This window comes from Calothrix anomala FACHB-343 (assembly GCF_014696435.1).
GTDB classification, from domain to species: Bacteria; Cyanobacteriota; Cyanobacteriia; order Cyanobacteriales; family Nostocaceae; genus Aulosira; species Aulosira anomala_A.
On record NZ_JACJQG010000046.1, the window covers coordinates 17,684 to 34,082 of the forward strand.

General features: G+C 35.4%; 10 protein-coding genes. 3 read left to right on the plus strand and 7 right to left on the minus strand.

The features are described 5' to 3' along the window. Positions 1-34 precede the first annotated feature (34 nt). A complete protein-coding gene (gene trxB / locus H6G08_RS23505) occupies positions 35-1,408 on the minus strand; it encodes a thioredoxin-disulfide reductase (RefSeq protein WP_190547299.1) in 1,374 nt (457 codons plus the stop codon). Between the two features lie 306 nt (positions 1,409-1,714). On the opposite strand from trxB, the gene H6G08_RS23510 reads away from it, so the two are divergent. Together H6G08_RS23510 and H6G08_RS23515 are read left to right on the plus strand one after the other, a co-directional pair. Beyond that, positions 1,715-2,254, plus strand: a complete 540-nt coding sequence (locus H6G08_RS23510; RefSeq protein WP_190547300.1) for a type IV pilin-like G/H family protein — start codon at positions 1,715-1,717, stop codon at positions 2,252-2,254. Positions 2,255-2,490: 236 nt separating this feature from the next. Beyond that, positions 2,491-4,719 carry an O-linked N-acetylglucosamine transferase, SPINDLY family protein gene (locus tag H6G08_RS23515; protein WP_190547303.1) on the plus strand — a complete coding sequence of 743 codons (2,229 nt, stop codon included), beginning with the start codon at positions 2,491-2,493 and terminating at the stop codon, positions 4,717-4,719. Positions 4,720-4,893: 174 nt separating this feature from the next. On the opposite strand, the gene H6G08_RS37680 is transcribed toward H6G08_RS23515, so the two are convergent. The 5 genes from H6G08_RS37680 to H6G08_RS23540 all read right to left on the minus strand — a co-directional run bounded on the left by H6G08_RS37680 (position 4,894) and on the right by H6G08_RS23540 (position 13,854). Beyond that, positions 4,894-10,698, minus strand: coding sequence for a glycosyltransferase (locus H6G08_RS37680; protein WP_190547305.1), 5,805 nt, complete (start codon positions 10,696-10,698; stop codon positions 4,894-4,896). Continuing rightward, entirely contained in the window at positions 10,685-11,809 is a 1,125-nt protein-coding gene (locus tag H6G08_RS23525) for a DegT/DnrJ/EryC1/StrS family aminotransferase (protein ID WP_190547306.1), read from the minus strand. Before H6G08_RS23525 ends, H6G08_RS37680 begins: the two co-directional genes overlap by 14 nt. Next, positions 11,790-12,221, minus strand: coding sequence for a sugar 3,4-ketoisomerase (locus H6G08_RS23530; RefSeq protein ID WP_190547307.1), 432 nt, complete (start codon positions 12,219-12,221; stop codon positions 11,790-11,792). The genes H6G08_RS23525 and H6G08_RS23530 overlap by 20 nt, the downstream gene beginning before the upstream one ends. A 244-nt stretch (positions 12,222-12,465) precedes the next feature. Then, complete coding sequence (locus H6G08_RS23535; RefSeq protein WP_190547309.1) at positions 12,466-13,290, minus strand: methionyl-tRNA formyltransferase; 825 nt, start codon at positions 13,288-13,290, stop codon at positions 12,466-12,468. 171 nt (positions 13,291-13,461) lie between these two features. Further along, entirely contained in the window at positions 13,462-13,854 is a 393-nt protein-coding gene (locus H6G08_RS23540; RefSeq protein WP_190547311.1) for a tetratricopeptide repeat protein, read from the minus strand. A gap of 943 nt (positions 13,855-14,797) precedes the next feature. On the opposite strand from H6G08_RS23540, the gene H6G08_RS23545 reads away from it, so the two are divergent. Beyond that, positions 14,798-15,016: a DUF4327 family protein gene (locus tag H6G08_RS23545; RefSeq protein ID WP_096642191.1), complete on the plus strand. Its 219-nt coding sequence runs from the start codon at positions 14,798-14,800 to the stop codon at positions 15,014-15,016. A gap of 53 nt (positions 15,017-15,069) precedes the next feature. Here H6G08_RS23545 and H6G08_RS23550 read toward each other — a convergent pair whose 3' ends face one another. After that, positions 15,070-16,323, minus strand: a complete 1,254-nt coding sequence (locus H6G08_RS23550; RefSeq protein WP_190547378.1) for a protein kinase domain-containing protein — start codon at positions 16,321-16,323, stop codon at positions 15,070-15,072. Positions 16,324-16,399: the final 76 nt, after the last annotated feature.

Sequence of the window (16,399 nt, forward strand, 5' to 3'; positions counted from 1 at the left end):
CTTGCCCCTTCCCTCATCCCCAAATCCCAATGCTTCAAAGATTACTTTCAATCAATTGGCGATACTCGCTTTTCTGCTTCACACCTTTGACTTCTTTGATCAGTTCTTTATTTTTGAACAATTGAATCGTCGGTGTGCCTGTCACCCCAGCATTTTCAGCAATATCGCGGTCTTTATCGATATCAATTTCGACAAAGTGAATTTTGCCGTCAAATTCATCAACCACTTTATTGAGTATTGGTTTCAGGGTATGACAAGGGCCGCAACCAGGCGCAACATATTTTACCAACAGCAAGCGATCGCTTTCATGGAAAAGTTTCCGCAAAGCATAACCACCTTCATGGCGTGTCGCATTTAAACTAAATTCTGCTTGTTGTTCAGCTTCAGTTTTCTTCGCTGCTGGCTGATGTTCTAATTCATTAGTTGGTGTTTCTGGCTGTTGATGGAATTCTTGAATCAATCCATTAGAAGATAACCAGCGTTCAGCCAACATCGCGGACATACAACCAGTCCCCGCAGCCGTGATTGCTTGGCGAAACTCATGATCTTGCACATCACCAGCCGCAAATACACCTTCAACGCTGGTTTCTACAGAACCATGCTTGGTAGCAACATATCCAACTTCATCTAGTTCTAATTGTCCCTTAAATAAAGAAGTATTCGGAGTGTGACCAATAGCGTAGAACAAACCTTTCACATGTAGTTTGCTTTCTTCACCAGTTTTGGTATTGCGGATTTTTACCCCATCCATGTGGCCGTTACCAAAGATATCTACCGCTTCTGTGTTCCAATGTACCTGGATTTTAGGATTGCTCAAAACCCTGTCTTGCATGGCTTTAGAAGCCCGCATTTTATCAGAACGCACCAGCAGATTGACTTTAGAACCATACTTGGTTAAGTAAATTGATTCTTCCGCCGCCGAGTCACCAGCACCAATCACAGCCAGTTCCGCACCGTGGAAAATCGGCGTTGCACCATCGCAAATCGCACAAGCAGAAATTCCCCGACTCCAAAATTCATGTTCGCTGGGTAAACCTAAACGCTTGGCAGTTGCACCAGTGGCAATAATAATACTGTTGGCTTTAACTTCCCTTTCCTCTGAGCGGATAGTAAACGGACGCTGAGTCAAATCAACTGATATTACATCTTCTGTATATAACTCAGCCCCCCAGCGTTCAGCTTGCGCCTTCATTCTGTCCATTAATTCCGGCCCGGTAATCCCTTGGGGAAACCCAGGAAAGTTTTCCACTTCCGTCGTTGTCATCAATTGCCCACCAGGCAAACCCCCTGCTTGGAAGCCTTCAAATACCACAGGTTTCAAGTTAGCTCGCCCGGCATATATCGCCGCCGTGTATCCTGCTGGCCCAGAACCGATAATTACCAAATTTTCTACTGTCGGGTTGGTCATAACAGTTATACAAACTCATAACGACTACGCTTAATATAGCATAACAAACTGCGATCGCAATTGGGAAGACTAGGGAATTGAGAGCGATCGCAGGTTACAAGTAGATATGCGCAGACTAAGCTTCAATCGTCGTTCCTTACTCCCTTCAACTTTTCTCACGGTAACGCTACTATCTCCTCATTACCTAAAATCTTGTATATGAAACAACACAAAAATATTTTTTCTACTTAGTGATATGAAACTGTAATCAGATGGGTAAGTTCTTTCTAGAACAAACAACTCACCCAGACCGCAGGGAAAACACTTATGAAAACCGAACTTAAAGCAAAATTCCTTCAGCACATTCTCGGTAAAAAGAAAGACGAACAAGGTTTTACACTTATTGAACTGTTGGTAGTAATCATCATTATCGGTATTCTGTCTGCGATCGCTCTACCCTCATTCCTCAACCAAGCTAAGAAAGCTAAACAATCAGAATCTAAGACCTATGTTGGTTCCATGAACAAAGGTCAACAAGCTTTCTACACAGAAAATGACGCATTTGCTAGCACTGTGAATGACACAGGTATTGGTATTAAAACCGCAACTCAAAACTATAATTACTTTACAACAGCAGTAGCAGGAACAGGAACTGGTACCAATGCTACTGCCACCAGCTACTCAACTAATGTTGCTACTGGTCTGAAAAACTATGGTGGTAGAGTTTACTTAGAAGCCGTAGGTGCAAACTCTGAATTAACTAGTATTGCTTTCCTTTGTGAATCAGTCAACGTAGGAACCGCTGGGAATGCTTTGATGGAAACAACAGCAACTTCTTGCAACTCTAGCGGCAAGTTTATTAAATAAATATCAATCAACCATATACTCTTACTCTATGCAAGTAAGAGATATCTATTCACTCTCGGAAACCTTTTCGAGGGTGAATATTTCTGTTAGATTTAAAATCTGTTTGAAGAGGCTATTAATAATAATAGATTTTTCGTCAATATTATTTTGATTAATATTATTAAAATTCAAATATTAACTTACTGAAATTCAAATATTGAGATATAACAGAACAGTAAATTAACTCAGAATTTAATATGACTTTATCAAAGCCTCATGCAAACAAAAATAATTGGCAACAGCAAGCAGAAAAATATCTAATTGAGGAAAACTATATTGCTGCTGCTAGTCTTTACGAACAGGCAATTGAGATAGAGCCAGATATCAAGTCTCACTACTGGAATTTAGGATTAATGTTGCTTCTGCAAGGACAAGAAACAGAAGCACAAATGACTTGGTTGATGGCATTATCAGATACAGAAGAAGAACTGTATACAGCAGAATTACTAGAGGTTTTAGAAAAGGAATCGGAACGTCGAGTAAATATTAAAGATTATCAAACGGCATGGGCAATTTGCCAACATATCAGAGAAATCAATCCTGAAAATATTAATAATTTGTTCAATATTATTAAAATCGAGCTTTTAACGGAAAATTTTACCGAACATACCACTATTTTATTAGAGTTCATAATTGAGTTATTACCTAAAAAAATAAATAATTGTGATTTTGAATTATTATTAGATGTAATTATTAATCTTTTAGTATCTAAGCCAACTGAAGAATCTGTATTTAATTTTTTTGAAGCTTGTCTCAATTATTATTCAGAACCCTTAATTATTATTGATACAGCAATGCTGGAAGTTATTAACATTGCTGTGTTTAAAAAAATGCCGGGATTAGCAGCACGTTTTGCAGAATGCTGTTTACATCAAGCACCTAGGCATCGCGGAGTTATTACACAATTATCCCATTTTTACCAAAATTCTCAACAATATACTAAAGGTATAGAAACAGCCAAACGTTATTATGAATTAGCAACTACTCTAGCTGATAAAGTTTCTGCTAATGCTTTAATAGTCAGAGCTTTTATGACATCGGGTAGTTATTGGCAAGAAGTGTGTGCTAGCTTGCAGCAGCAAGTATTACTTGCAAAAGAATTAATACAAGAGAATCCAAATAATCTTGACAAAGCAACTTCTGCTGTACTATTTAATTCAGTATTTTTCTTACCATATATTTATGACGAACCTCAAAATAACCATCGGATTCAACATGAAATTTCTCGTTTGTGCCAGCAGAATCTAATCAAACACTATAATGAAATTTCGCCTCGTCAAGATGAGTTATTAATATTGCGTAAAAAAAATGCTATTAAAGATAGAAAAACTCTAAATATAGGTTATATTTCTCATTGTCTAAAAAGACATTCTGTAGGTTGGTTATGCCGATGGCTATTTAAATATCATAATCCAGAAAAATTTAAAATTCATAGCTATTTCTTGCATGATTCAAATACTGTAGAACAATTCACAAAAAACAATTTTATAGATAACTCTTATAAATTCCATCAATTTGGAATTTATGATTATGGCATCTGGGATCAAATTCAAGCAGATGAAATTGATATTCTAGTGGATTTAGATAGTATTACCTTAGATCATTCTTGTGAGCTAATGTCCATCAAATCTGCGCCCATTCAAGTAACTTGGTTAGGCTGGGATTCCTCAGGGTTACCATCAATTGATTATTTTATCGCCGATCCTTACGTATTACCTGAATCTGCACAAGATTATTACAGCGAAACAATTTGGAGATTACCCCAAACTTACATAGCTGTTGATGGTTTTGAAGTAGATGTACCTAATTTACGACGAGAAAATCTAGATATTCCTAGTGATGCCATAGTTTATTTTATGACTCAAAAAGGATATAAAAGGCATCAGGAACATTTACAATTACAGTTACGAATTATTAGAGAAGTTCCTAACAGTTATCTTTTGATTAAAGGTGATGCCGATCTAGAATCATCAAAAGAATTTTTTGAAGGTATGGCAGAAACAGAGGGTGTTGATTTCTCTCGCCTCAGATTTTTACCTGGTGCGCCTACCGAAGCAATTCACCGTGCTAATTTAGCAATTGCTGATATAGTACTTGATACCTATCCTTATAATGGTGCTACAACAACATTAGAAACTCTGTGGATGTGTATACCTGTAGTCACAAGAGTTGGACAGCAATTTGCAGCGCGTAATAGTTACACCATGATGATGAATGCAGGGATTACAGAAGGCATCGCTTGGACTGAAGATGAGTATGTAGAATGGGGTGTACGCTTGGGTAAAGATGAAAAATTACGACAACAAATATCTTGGAAGTTGCGCCAATCAAGGCAAACAGCGCCATTGTGGAATGCAAAGCAGTTTACTCGTGATATGGAACAAGCTTACGAGCAAATGTGGCAGAGGTATGTTGATGGGAATTAAATTAATACAGTTTTAAAAGTAATGGGAGCATCTTGCTTCCTATTAGCAGTAGGGGGCTTTCCGTTCCGCACTACTCCAGGTTTCAAAATGGACGAGGTTTAATAAAAAATACCAGAGATTTTAATCTCTGGTATAAAGCTCAAGCCTATTGCCATCCAATCTAGGCTTTTATAACTACACAGGCTCTATCTCTAAAGTCGAAGAGGTTAACTTCTCCAACTCCCAAGTATAAATTTCTTGGATTGGCAGATGTGTTATTGCTGGCTTATTTTCATTTTCTAAAACAATTCTTCCTGTCAGACTAAGTAATAAAGCTTGCCACTGATTATCACCGAGTTTATCGACCAAAGAAATTTCTAATCCCTCAGTTATATCTAAATCTTCATTCATCAAGAGATTCATAGCAACACTTGACAAAAAGATTTCTGCATCCTCCACTGCAATATTATTTGTATCGATAAGCAAGGTAGTTTTTTCACTGTCAGGATAATTAGCAAGAGCTTTGATAACTCGTTCTAATTCTAAACCAATTGATTCTTCCGACTGAGTCCAATCTGGGAAAATAATCAGGTTAATATCTCTCAAGGGTAGATTTTGGCTGAGAGTTTCTACAAGATAATTGTTGAAGACTTGTTTAAATAAGCTTTCAATCTTAGCTGAATAGGAGCGGCTATCCAAAAAACTAGGATTAGCTTGCATTTTTTCCTGAATTTGCTGCCTCTTGTTGTGACGTAATTCAGGATCGTTACCAAGTGCGATCGCTAACTTGATATAAGACTCTTCACTATCAGCAACTAAATCAGAAATCTTCATTGATCGGATCATAGCAGCACCCATTGCCGAGCGAAAACTATTACCTTGTCTAGCAATTACTGGTAAATTAACCTGTAATGGCTCAATGAGAGAAGTAGTCCCAGCAAATGGATAAGAATCAAGATAGACATCAGCAATTTTTAAGTATTCCTTAACCTCTTCTCGATTCGGTACAGGTTGAGGAGCTAAAACTATCAATCTATCTGCTGATATACCATATTCTTCAAAGACGTTAATCAAATAATTTTCAAAAGATTCCTTTGGATAAGAATTTGACCAATTTGGGCCATACGGGAGTAATACTAAAACTGAATTTGGCACTTCTACAATAATTTTGGCCCATGTATTAATTAGCTCTGGAATCATCTTATAGAAGTTAGCACCAGATATAAAAGCTACAGTATCTTCAGCAATCCCTAACTTTTTTCGAGTAACTTCAACATTTACTTGTTCTTGTTCGGTACCATAACTAAAACAATGAGCAGTCCCTTCTAATTTCAGCAACTTTTCTCGATACTGTTCTTGTGCTGTTGCTGATGGATCGGTGAGGGTACCAGAAATATAATAATCAATGTGCCGTATTCCAGTTGTGACAACTGAACCCCCACTAGTAACTTGTATTCTGGCTAACCTGTGCATTGCCAATAAGCAGATTTGATTTGTTACTGCTGTCACATTGGTAGCAATGAATAATATATCTAGATCGTCCGCACGAATTGTATTGACTTGTTGTGTTAAATCTTGTGGTAGCCGCTTGAAGAAGTTGGCACAACTTTGGCAATATTGTTCTAAACTATGACCTGTTTTAGTTAGAGAGTATAAAATAACTTCAAACTCCCTACTCAGATACTCATAAACTGGAAGATAAGCAAATGTTTCCGAGCCTGGTGTAAAATGCGATGCTAAAATTCCCAATCGGATTTTTTTTCTATTTACAGGTATTTCTGTAAACTCATAATCAACTTCATGTCCTTTGTTTTTCAAGAAAAACTCTAGTATATCTGCCCGCTTAACATAAATATCTTTCAGATTTGCTTCATTAAAGTATAGCGGAATGAAATTAGCAATTTGAGCAAAATAGTTAACTGCTGTATGCAAAACTATAGAGTCAGGTTCCTGAGATATAGATGTATGTAAGTAATCCAGCCACCCCTGCATATAGTTATAGTAATTATTTGCTTCTCCAATTTCTTGGAAGTGAACAGGAGAAGCAAATAAAAATTGCACATAGTCCTTCACTAACCAATGAGGTATATCAGAGAGATCGTAAGGTAATCGTAACCGATCGGCACGCTGATACAGCATCACTGCAAGTAAGTATTGAATTGCTTTTGGCTGCTCAAAACCTGCTTCAATATGCTGAATTAGGCTATCAACAAAAATCTGTTCTTCATCAGTTAGACTCTTGTATTTGATGCTACTATTCACTAACACTTTATGTGTTTCCCCTAATATACCTGCGTACATAATAGGCATCTGCTCAGGGGTTATATTCAGCCATTGATCTGCTAGTTGTCTGCGCGATTGACGCAAGTCTGAATCCTGTTGACTCAAAACCGCATTTTGATAAAAAGCTAGCTGTCTTGTAACTTGAGGGTAGCGTTGATCGTTATAGATTGCATGAAACAGCTTTTGATAATCTGAGAATATAGCTTTTTCTACAGATGCATTGCGACGAGTTTGTTGCTGCGAATGTATCCGAAACTTGGATAAATATTTATCGACAAAACCAATTTTGTATTGGCTCATAATTCGGAGCCACATTTCTAAATCTACGAGTTGACAAAACTCAGAATTAAACAATCCCAATGAATCAAAAATCTCTTTCCTAATTAAGACTGTACTTGGCTCACCTACTTTATTAATTGGGGCATCAAAGATATTCGGAGATTGAAGTAGCTCCTGTCCTAGTTGAATTGGTTGTAATTTTGACCAAGCTTTGTGAACATCCTTTGCCTCATGCTCTCTTAAAAAGTTGGAATCATATATAGTATCCCCAGTATTAGTAAATATTTTTCTAGGAGAGAATACCAAACCTATTTCTTTATCTTTCTCAGCTATGTTCACCATTAATGCAACAGCATTTGGCTCTAATAAATCATCTTGAAATAAAAACTTGATATATTTACCTTGAGCTTGAGAAATGCAGAAATTCCAATTATTAGCTAGTCCGTATTGACTATGTTCAAGAATTGAAAATTTTACGGATGATTTTTGTAGTAAGGACTTAGCAATGTCAACTGTTTTGTCAGTAGAACTATCATCAGACAAGATAATTTCTAAACTTGGGTAAGTTTGAGACAAAACACTATTAATTGCTTCAGCAATAAATTTTTCCCCATTATAAGTAGGAATACAAATACTTACCAAAGGTTGAGAAAGAGCTTGTTCCTTATTTTCTTTACCTTCATGAATAAATTGTGTACTCTCTTGATTCTCTGATTGAATCTGGAAATTGAGATGCCTAATTAAGTGAGGACTAAAACAAGGATCGCTATTTAACTTAATTCCCCATCTATCCTGCATTAATTTAAATGCAGCTGCTTCAAGCTGTAAAAGCTCTTCTTGACTAATTTGCTCTTGCCAACTTTTTAACTCTTGGTGAATTAGCCTGACATGCGGGATATAAATATTGTGATAACCATGACTTTTTATTTTTAAACATAAATCCACATCATTGTAATGAATAGGTAATGCTTCATCAAATCCACTAATAGTATCAAATACCTCTCTACGGCACATTAAACAAGCACCTGTGACAATGGAGATATTATTAATCAATAAAATATTGGTTACAGCATGATCTTCAGCAATTCTCGTCAACCCTTTGTAGATATGATTGGCTATTTTGCCTAAACCTAGTACCGAGCCTACATGTTGAATAGAATTATTAGGGTAAGTTAATAATGTACCGACAGCACCAATCGATTCTCTTTGAACCTGCTCAACCATTGCATTGAGCCAATCACCTTGAATAATTTGAGTATCATTATTCAAAAACAGTAAATAATCACCTTGAGATTTTTTAACAGCATAGTTATTCAGTACAGAATAGTTAAAGGGAATTTGATGCAAATAATGTTTAAATTTACCAGGTTGCTGAACTTGCCAATGTTGAATACTTTCCTCTGTTGTGGATGTTATATTACCAGTCTGTATAACAATCACTTCATAATTAGGATATAGGGTTTCAGCAAAGATTGATTCTAGACATTGGTTTAAGTTTGAGCAAAAATCTTGAGTAAGAATAATAATACTTACTAATTTATAATCTTCTATCTCGTAACGAACATGATAATGTCCGGGAATGTTGGCATCTTGTAAAACTACTCCTTTCTCACCTCTTCTCTGTAGCGCATCTGTTAAAGCTTTGATTGCTGCTTCATAAGCGTAAGATTTTGCAGTTGTAGAAGCAGATGTAGAACCAGCATGAAGACGCCAATGATAAAGAACTTTAGGTATATGAAATATTTTCTTGGTTTCTTCTGTAAATCTCAAAACTAAATCGTAATCTTGGCTTCCTTCATAACCTACTCTAAAACCACCAATTTTATTGACAAGCGATCGCCGATAAACACCCAGATGGCAAGTATACATCCTAGAGAAAAAGGAATCAGGACACCAATCTGGTTTATATGTAGGATAAAGAAATTGATTATGATCATTAACTTTATCTTCATCTGAATAAATCATATCCGCATCTGGATGCTGATTGAGTAGCAAGGCTACTTCGTATAAAGCATCTGATGTTAATAAGTCATCATGATCGAAGAGTGCTATAAACTCTCCCGTAGCTATTTCTATCGCCGAGTTAGAAGTACGAGAGATATGACCATTTTTATCCCTGAAGACTACTTTAATGCGCGAGTCTTTTTGAGCATATTCTCCTAATATCTTTCTCACATGAGCTTCTGTAGAAGCATCATCAGCAATACATAATTCCCAATAAGGATAAATTTGATCTAATACAGATTCAATAGCATCTCTTAAGTATGTTGACGGGGTATTATAAACAGGAAAAATAATACTAAAAATGGGTTTATATTTTAGAGAATGAGTATTAGCAGACAAGAAGTTTAAATTTCTTTTAATTTCATAATCAAAATGATTTATGATTAAATTATATTTTACTAATTCTTTTTCTTGTTGTTTTAATATTTCCTGATTTTCAATTGATGATTTTTTATTTAAAAAATCTATTTGATTTGTTAACTTGTACAAATCAACCAAGGAAAAATTATATTTTGAAGTTGACTGTACCACAATATCTGGATCTTGGAATAGCTTAAACAGCTTTTCACACCCAATAATTTGTACATAACTAGAGTTATGCTGTAAATATAAAAAAGCTTTTTCTAATTCATAATCGATTCTATTACTAAATTGTGGGTTTCTAATTATATCTGCAAAGGCAGCTTTAAAAAACTCTTTTGGAACATCGTCAAATATACTTCTATATATTTGCTGATATTCAAAATCTGAACGAATAGAATTAGATGGATTACTCAAGTTTTTTCCTTGAGTAATGACTCTATATTTAACTAATGGTTCAGGTAAGATATATATTTCATCTCTTTTAATTAATTTAAGCCACATTTCAAAATCTTGTAGCTGAATAGACGCTAAATTGAAAAGTCCAGTTTCTAAAAGTAGTTCTTTACTTATCAACCCAGTGACAGCATTAATATAGTTGCCCCGAAAAAATAAATATCTTAGGATTTCATGTCTAGCTCTATTAGGATGATTAAACAATTGTTCTAGAAAATGAGGACAATCTATAAGTTGACTGCTTTCATTAATAAAGTCTACCCAAGAAAATACAACTCTTATATCAAAATTTGAAAGATAATTATATTGTTTTTCTAGCTTAGAAGTGTAACAAATATCATCTCCAGACATTAAAGCAATATATTTTCCTTTAGAAGCTAATATAGCCTTATTTGTTGCACTACTTGTGCCTTGGTTTTTTTGATAAATATAAGTAATTCGCTTATCATCGAATTTTTTAATAATGTCATCTGTTCTATCTGTAGAGCCATCATTTACAATAATTAGTTCAATATTTTCGTATGTTTGAGATAGAACACTTTCTATAGCCTCGCCTACATATAATTCATGATTATATGTAGTCATAATTACACTAATTAAAGGATTAGATAATGTCATTTTTTAATACCTTTGATAAAATTTCAATAACTCTTTTTACTTCTGTTTGATGCAGATGAGGATTAATTGGTAAACTAAGTATTTCTTGAGATAAAATTTCTGTAATTGAATAGCTCTTAGTTTGCAGAAATCTACCTAGTTGTTCGGCATAAATATTTGATAAATGGGGCGGTATAGGATAGTGAATTAAAGTCTTAACTTCCGCATCAGCTAAATATTGTTTTAATTTATCTCTATACTTGTGACTAATTACAAATAAATGCCATACTGGTTCAGCCCATTCAGGAACGTAGGGTAATTTTAAATTAGTAATTTTTTGTAATTTGTCTAGGTAGTATATAGCTAGTTTTTTACGGCGTTCATTCCATTCATCTAACTTAGCAAGCTTCACCCTTAAAAAAGCAGCTTGTAATTCATCTAAGCGAGAATTAAATCCTTGAATTTCGTTATAATATTTAATTCTTGAACCATAGTTACGCAGTAAACGAATTTTATCAGCTAATTTCTCATTATTAGTAGTAACTGCACCTCCATCCCCAAATGCGCCTAAATTTTTACCAGGATAGAAACTAAATCCAGCTGCATCTCCTAAACTACCAACACGACGACTTTTGTAACGTGCGCCATGAGCTTGAGCAGCATCTTCAATTACTCTAATATTGTGTTTGCTAGCAATTTGATTAATAGAATCTATATCTGCTGGCTGTCCATAAAGATGAACGGCAATAATTGCTTTTGTTTTAGAAGTAATGGCTACTTCTATTTTGGTCGGATCAATATTATAAGTTTTTATATCTGGTTCTACTGGAACTGGTATTGCTCCTGCATAAGAAACGGCTAACCAAGTGGCGATATATGTATTAGCTGGAACAATTACCTCATCACCTGATCCTATTTCCATTGCTCGCAAAATTAAATGTAAACTGTCTAAGCCATTAGCCACACCAACACAATATTTTGCTTCACAATAAGCTGCAAATTCTTCTTCAAAAGCTTCTAATTCCTGACCCAAAATATACCAGCCAGACTCCATAACACGCTGATAAGCTGCATCAAGTTCATCTTTTAATTCTAAATAAGGCGTCTTTAAATCAAGAAACGGGACTTCCATTGTCTATTTTCCTTACAGCCTTTATAAATTCGTCATAATTGCGATAGTAGTCAGATTCTTCATAGTAAGTTGATGCTAAAACCATACAAACTGAACCAGACGAAAAATTATCTAGTTCCCGCCAGACCATAGAGCTAATATAAAGACCGTAATATGAGCGATTTAGATGAAAACGCCATTGACCATGTCCATCATCTAAAACAACATCAAAACTACCGGACATAGCAATAATTAGTTGTTCCAATTGTTGATGTGCATGTCCACCTCTCTCTGCACCTCCAGGAACATCATAGAGATAATAAGCTCTTTTTATATCAAAAGGAACATGCTTTTTACCTTCTATAAATGTTAAATTCCCTCTTGGATCTTGTACTTTTGGTAAATGGATAATACGGCAATCTTCTATAGTCATAAGAATAATTGAATTATTTCAAATAAATGTAACTTTGAGATTTTGTTAATATTTTTTAGCATAAATAATATAAATTAATCCATCATACAATTAATATCTAGATTATCTAAGGTTATCTAGTAGGTTTCAAATTTATATTTAAAAATTATTTAATTTATGTTTTTATTTAATTGCTTACTTACAAATAAAATATTTATTTGAATTTGTAAAGTCAATAAATATAAATAATTTTATCTTACTATTTTTATAGTTTCTCCTTATTAAGTCGCAGGTCATAATCTATTGTGGAAATATCAATGTAGTCCTGGGTACTATATAATATAGTGCCAGGTTTCTTTCTTGTGATTGAATCTAAAATGTTGGCTGAAACTATTTTAAAACCATATATTACAGGAATTTGATATTCTTTAAAATTAAAAGCTCTTATTTGATTTCGTATTTCAAAAGCACTCTTATTTAAATTGATACTTATATTGCTGAAATTAATTGAACATTTAGAATAATATGAGGATTCAATAGCAGATTGTTGAACTGTTTTATAATGACCAGATACTAAGTCATAGATATTTTTCTTAAATAAATAAATTCCATGTTCTATGTATTTAAGATATAAATCTCTACTGGTATCATGAAAATTTATATCAAACTTAATTTGGTCTATTATCTCTCCTGTATCTATTCCTGCATCTATTGTATGAAGTGTTACACCACTATATTGATCTCCATTTAAGATGGGCCATACAGATGTATACATTCCTTTATACTTAGGAAGTAAAGAGAAATGAATATTAAACAGAAGATTGCTCTTAAATTTTTCAGGAAATATTATTTTATCATATTGAAGAGATATAAATAATAAGTTATTTATGTTATACAAATCCTCAAGCTTTGCATTTACTAAATTATGCTCTTGAGAATATTTCTTAAATGATTTTTGAAATAAGTCTTTACCAGTATCTGCTTGATTAAAGCAAACAATTAAATCTTCTGGTAATACTATTTTTTCGGATATCAAGAAACTAGTGGATTTTACGGCTATGTCATTTTGTCCAGCAATACAAATTTTCATTATCAACTCCTAAATAAGCCCAACAATAGCATTTGTGTAGAAAAATTTTCTATTTTTGAACTATGAAAATATTCTTTTAAGATCATCTGCAAGCATCTTTTTAATCACAATTTATTTTTTGTAGTATCTAAACTTTTTGTAATATTGGTTTAGCGATCTCGCCTGTCGCTATTATTTACCTACTTCTTGCTTCATTTTCTCTAAAACGACCTTGTAGTCTTGGCGTTCTGGGTGTAACTTCACTAGCTTTTCTAAAATTTGAATAGCACCTTGAGTATCGTTCAACTTGATCCGTACATTTACTAAACCTTCTAAAGCTAGTTGGTTTTGTGGTTCTCTTTGTAACACCATTTCCCAACCCTTTGCCTGTTCCTGTAATAAAACATCAGGAGATTTCTGAGTTACAGCCTTTGGCTGTGGTTCTTGCAAAGCTTTTTGGATGACAGGAACTGCTGAAAACAAGATGGGGCCTAAGAAACATGCAATTGACACTATTGTTAAAAATTTTTGTCGGCGTTGAATCTGCTTCTTGCGATTAATTAAGTATTCTTCTCCCGCTCCCATATTTTCCTTAGATCCTGTGGTAATTACTTAGGTACTAGCAACCCTCTGGTATGAGGATACCCACTGCTCTCAAGAAACTAACATCTTAACTAAAAATTTTTTACACAACCTTTAACAGATGAGTCTGGACGATCTCCATAGTCTTGTGCTAGGGGCTAGGGCGTGTTTTCAAACCCCTTCAGGAACCAATGCCTGAGGCTACACGAACAAAGCCCACGCAGGTGGGCTAAAAAGCCTTATTTTTCGTAGTCCGCGCAGGCGGACTTTGTTTATATAGCCGCACCCTTTAGGGTGACGGCAACTTTGAAAACACGCACTAGGGGCTAGGGGAGAGAGATTTTTATATTTGGTTGTGAGATTGTTTTGTGAGAGACTACCATGTAAATTGCTCATAATTTTGCTTTTCTCCATCTACCAAAAGCTTGATTTCTATTTACAAATAGAAGTAAAAATATATACTTGCTCTAACATGTTTTTAGGGTGGAAATAAAATTTATATGAAGATTTGCAATAACGTTGTTTATGCTGGAATGTTTGCGATATTGTATATAGGATTCCAACAGGGTAAATAATTTCACCGTCAGTTAATTAACTTTATATCAGCCCGTTTCTTATGGGTTTTCTAAAATCTGCACACATTTTGTTGACGAAAACAAATACAGTGTTACTAGTCGTGTTTGCTTATGCTATTGATGCATCTGTGAGGACGGCTGGTTTTGCGTTTTGCGGTTACTGTCAATCTCTTGGGCTGAGTTGGTTGTGGTGGTAATTACCGTACAAAACCGACTTATGGAGCAACATATTTAGGGCGAGTATGGTATATTTAAGAAGTTAAGACTAGCTTTGCCCAAATTACAACGCTCTACGCATAGGTAAAATTTGCAAAACGGAAAGCAGTTTTGATTAAGTATTTACTAAACAAAATCTGAATTGAATCGAGGTTATGACTCAGCAAGTAATTCACCCAATGGTGAAATTGCAGCGTAACGTGCAATCACTCGTCGAATCCAACATTATCAAGCCAAATGATAGTATTTGGAAAATTGCTTTGCTCTATGGCAATGAATGGCAACATTGGAAACAAGAACTGTTAGATTTTGGCTTTAGTATGCAAGATCCAATCAGTGAATTGTTGGCAGTGGAAGCCTGGGATGAAGAATAAATTGTTGAAGTGAAGGATGAAATGTTTCAGCCTCCACTGTTGACTACATCCCTTTATTGGCAAGCAGTTAATGCCAAAGAAAGCTCTTTAGCTGTCTGATAGCGATCGCGTGGTAAAGGCTCTGTTACCCGGTCAATTATTTCTCTTAATTGCGGCGTAATTGTCGGAATACTGCTGACATCAAAGCGAAAATGTCTTCCACGTTGATGGTAAAACTTGAAAGGGTTTTCCCCAGTCAGCAAGAAAATTAAAGTTGGGCCAATAGCGTATAAATCTGATTGCGTCAGGGGTTGTCCTCGTTCTTGTTCGGGAGCGCAGTAACCCTCTGCACCAATCCGAGTACCTGGTGCTGTACCAATTTCTTTAACTGCACCAAAATCTAGCACTACTATCCGATTATTAGAATTTTTCACCATTAGATTAGCGGGTTTAATATCCCGGTGAATCAGTGGCGGTTGTTGGCTGTGGAGATAGTCTAAAATATCACAGGTCTGGATCATCCAGGCGATCGCTTGTTTGGGGGTAACTGGCCCTGTGGTATAAATCCGCTTTTCTAAATCTTGCCCGTGGACTAATTCCATAGCCAAGTATTTTTTGCCACTTTCGACAAAAAAATCATAATATTTGGGTATTCCCGAATGGTTCAAGGATCTGAGAGTATAGGCTTCGCGTTCAAATAACTCTTGGGCTTTGGCAATTTTTGCCATATCAGCATTCATCTGTTTTAATACCAGCAGTTGGGGATGTCCCACAATTGCACCTGCTGTATCCCAGGCGAGATAGGTAGTACCCATACCGCCTTGTCCTAATGTTCGTAATACTTGATACTGGCGAATCTTCTTTTCTACTGTCAGTGGTTGACCGCAATGAATACAGAACAGATTTTTCGGGGAGTTTCCTTCATGGGTACAGTGAACAAATGAAGGTGCAATTGTCTTTTCTGTTGAGCCAGGAATCTCTGGTTGTAGCAGCCAAGAATCGGGTGCTGTTACCTCTTGCAATTGGAATTTGATGATGGGGCCTCCCTGTGCTAATTGCAGCAGAGAATTATCTGGTAGTTGGCTCTGAGTCACAAGCACACCATTGAGGAAAGTGCCATTAGTGCCGTGACTAATCACCTGCCACAAACTACCATTTTTGGCAGAATTAACTTGTTTAAGTTCTAGATGGTAGCGAGAAACTAAAGTATCGCTCAAAACAACGTCATTATCTGTCGCTCTGCCAATCTTAATCAGGGAAGAGTTTTCAAAATACCATTGCTTGAGTGGTGTTTTTTGTTGCGGTTCTAGCAGGGTCAGAGTAACCACAATACAAACTAATAAGGTAATGGGGCATGGGTCATGGGGCTTGGGGCATTGGGTCATTGGGTAGAGACGCGATTAA

Bases quoted from the DNA above. Each gene is read 5' to 3' on its own strand.
- trxB (WP_190547299.1), bottom strand. From the start codon at position 1,408: ATGACCAACCCGACAGTAGAAAATTTGGTAATTATCGGTTCTGGGCCA.
- H6G08_RS23510 (WP_190547300.1), top strand. From the start codon at position 1,715: ATGAAAACCGAACTTAAAGCAAAATTCCTTCAGCACATTCTCGGTAAA.
- H6G08_RS23515 (WP_190547303.1), top strand. From the start codon at position 2,491: ATGACTTTATCAAAGCCTCATGCAAACAAAAATAATTGGCAACAGCAA.
- H6G08_RS37680 (WP_190547305.1), bottom strand. From the start codon at position 10,698: ATGACATTATCTAATCCTTTAATTAGTGTAATTATGACTACATATAAT.
- H6G08_RS23525 (WP_190547306.1), bottom strand. From the start codon at position 11,809: ATGGAAGTCCCGTTTCTTGATTTAAAGACGCCTTATTTAGAATTAAAA.
- H6G08_RS23530 (WP_190547307.1), bottom strand. From the start codon at position 12,221: ATGACTATAGAAGATTGCCGTATTATCCATTTACCAAAAGTACAAGAT.
- H6G08_RS23535 (WP_190547309.1), bottom strand. From the start codon at position 13,290: ATGAAAATTTGTATTGCTGGACAAAATGACATAGCCGTAAAATCCACT.
- H6G08_RS23540 (WP_190547311.1), bottom strand. From the start codon at position 13,854: ATGGGAGCGGGAGAAGAATACTTAATTAATCGCAAGAAGCAGATTCAA.
- H6G08_RS23545 (WP_096642191.1), top strand. From the start codon at position 14,798: ATGACTCAGCAAGTAATTCACCCAATGGTGAAATTGCAGCGTAACGTG.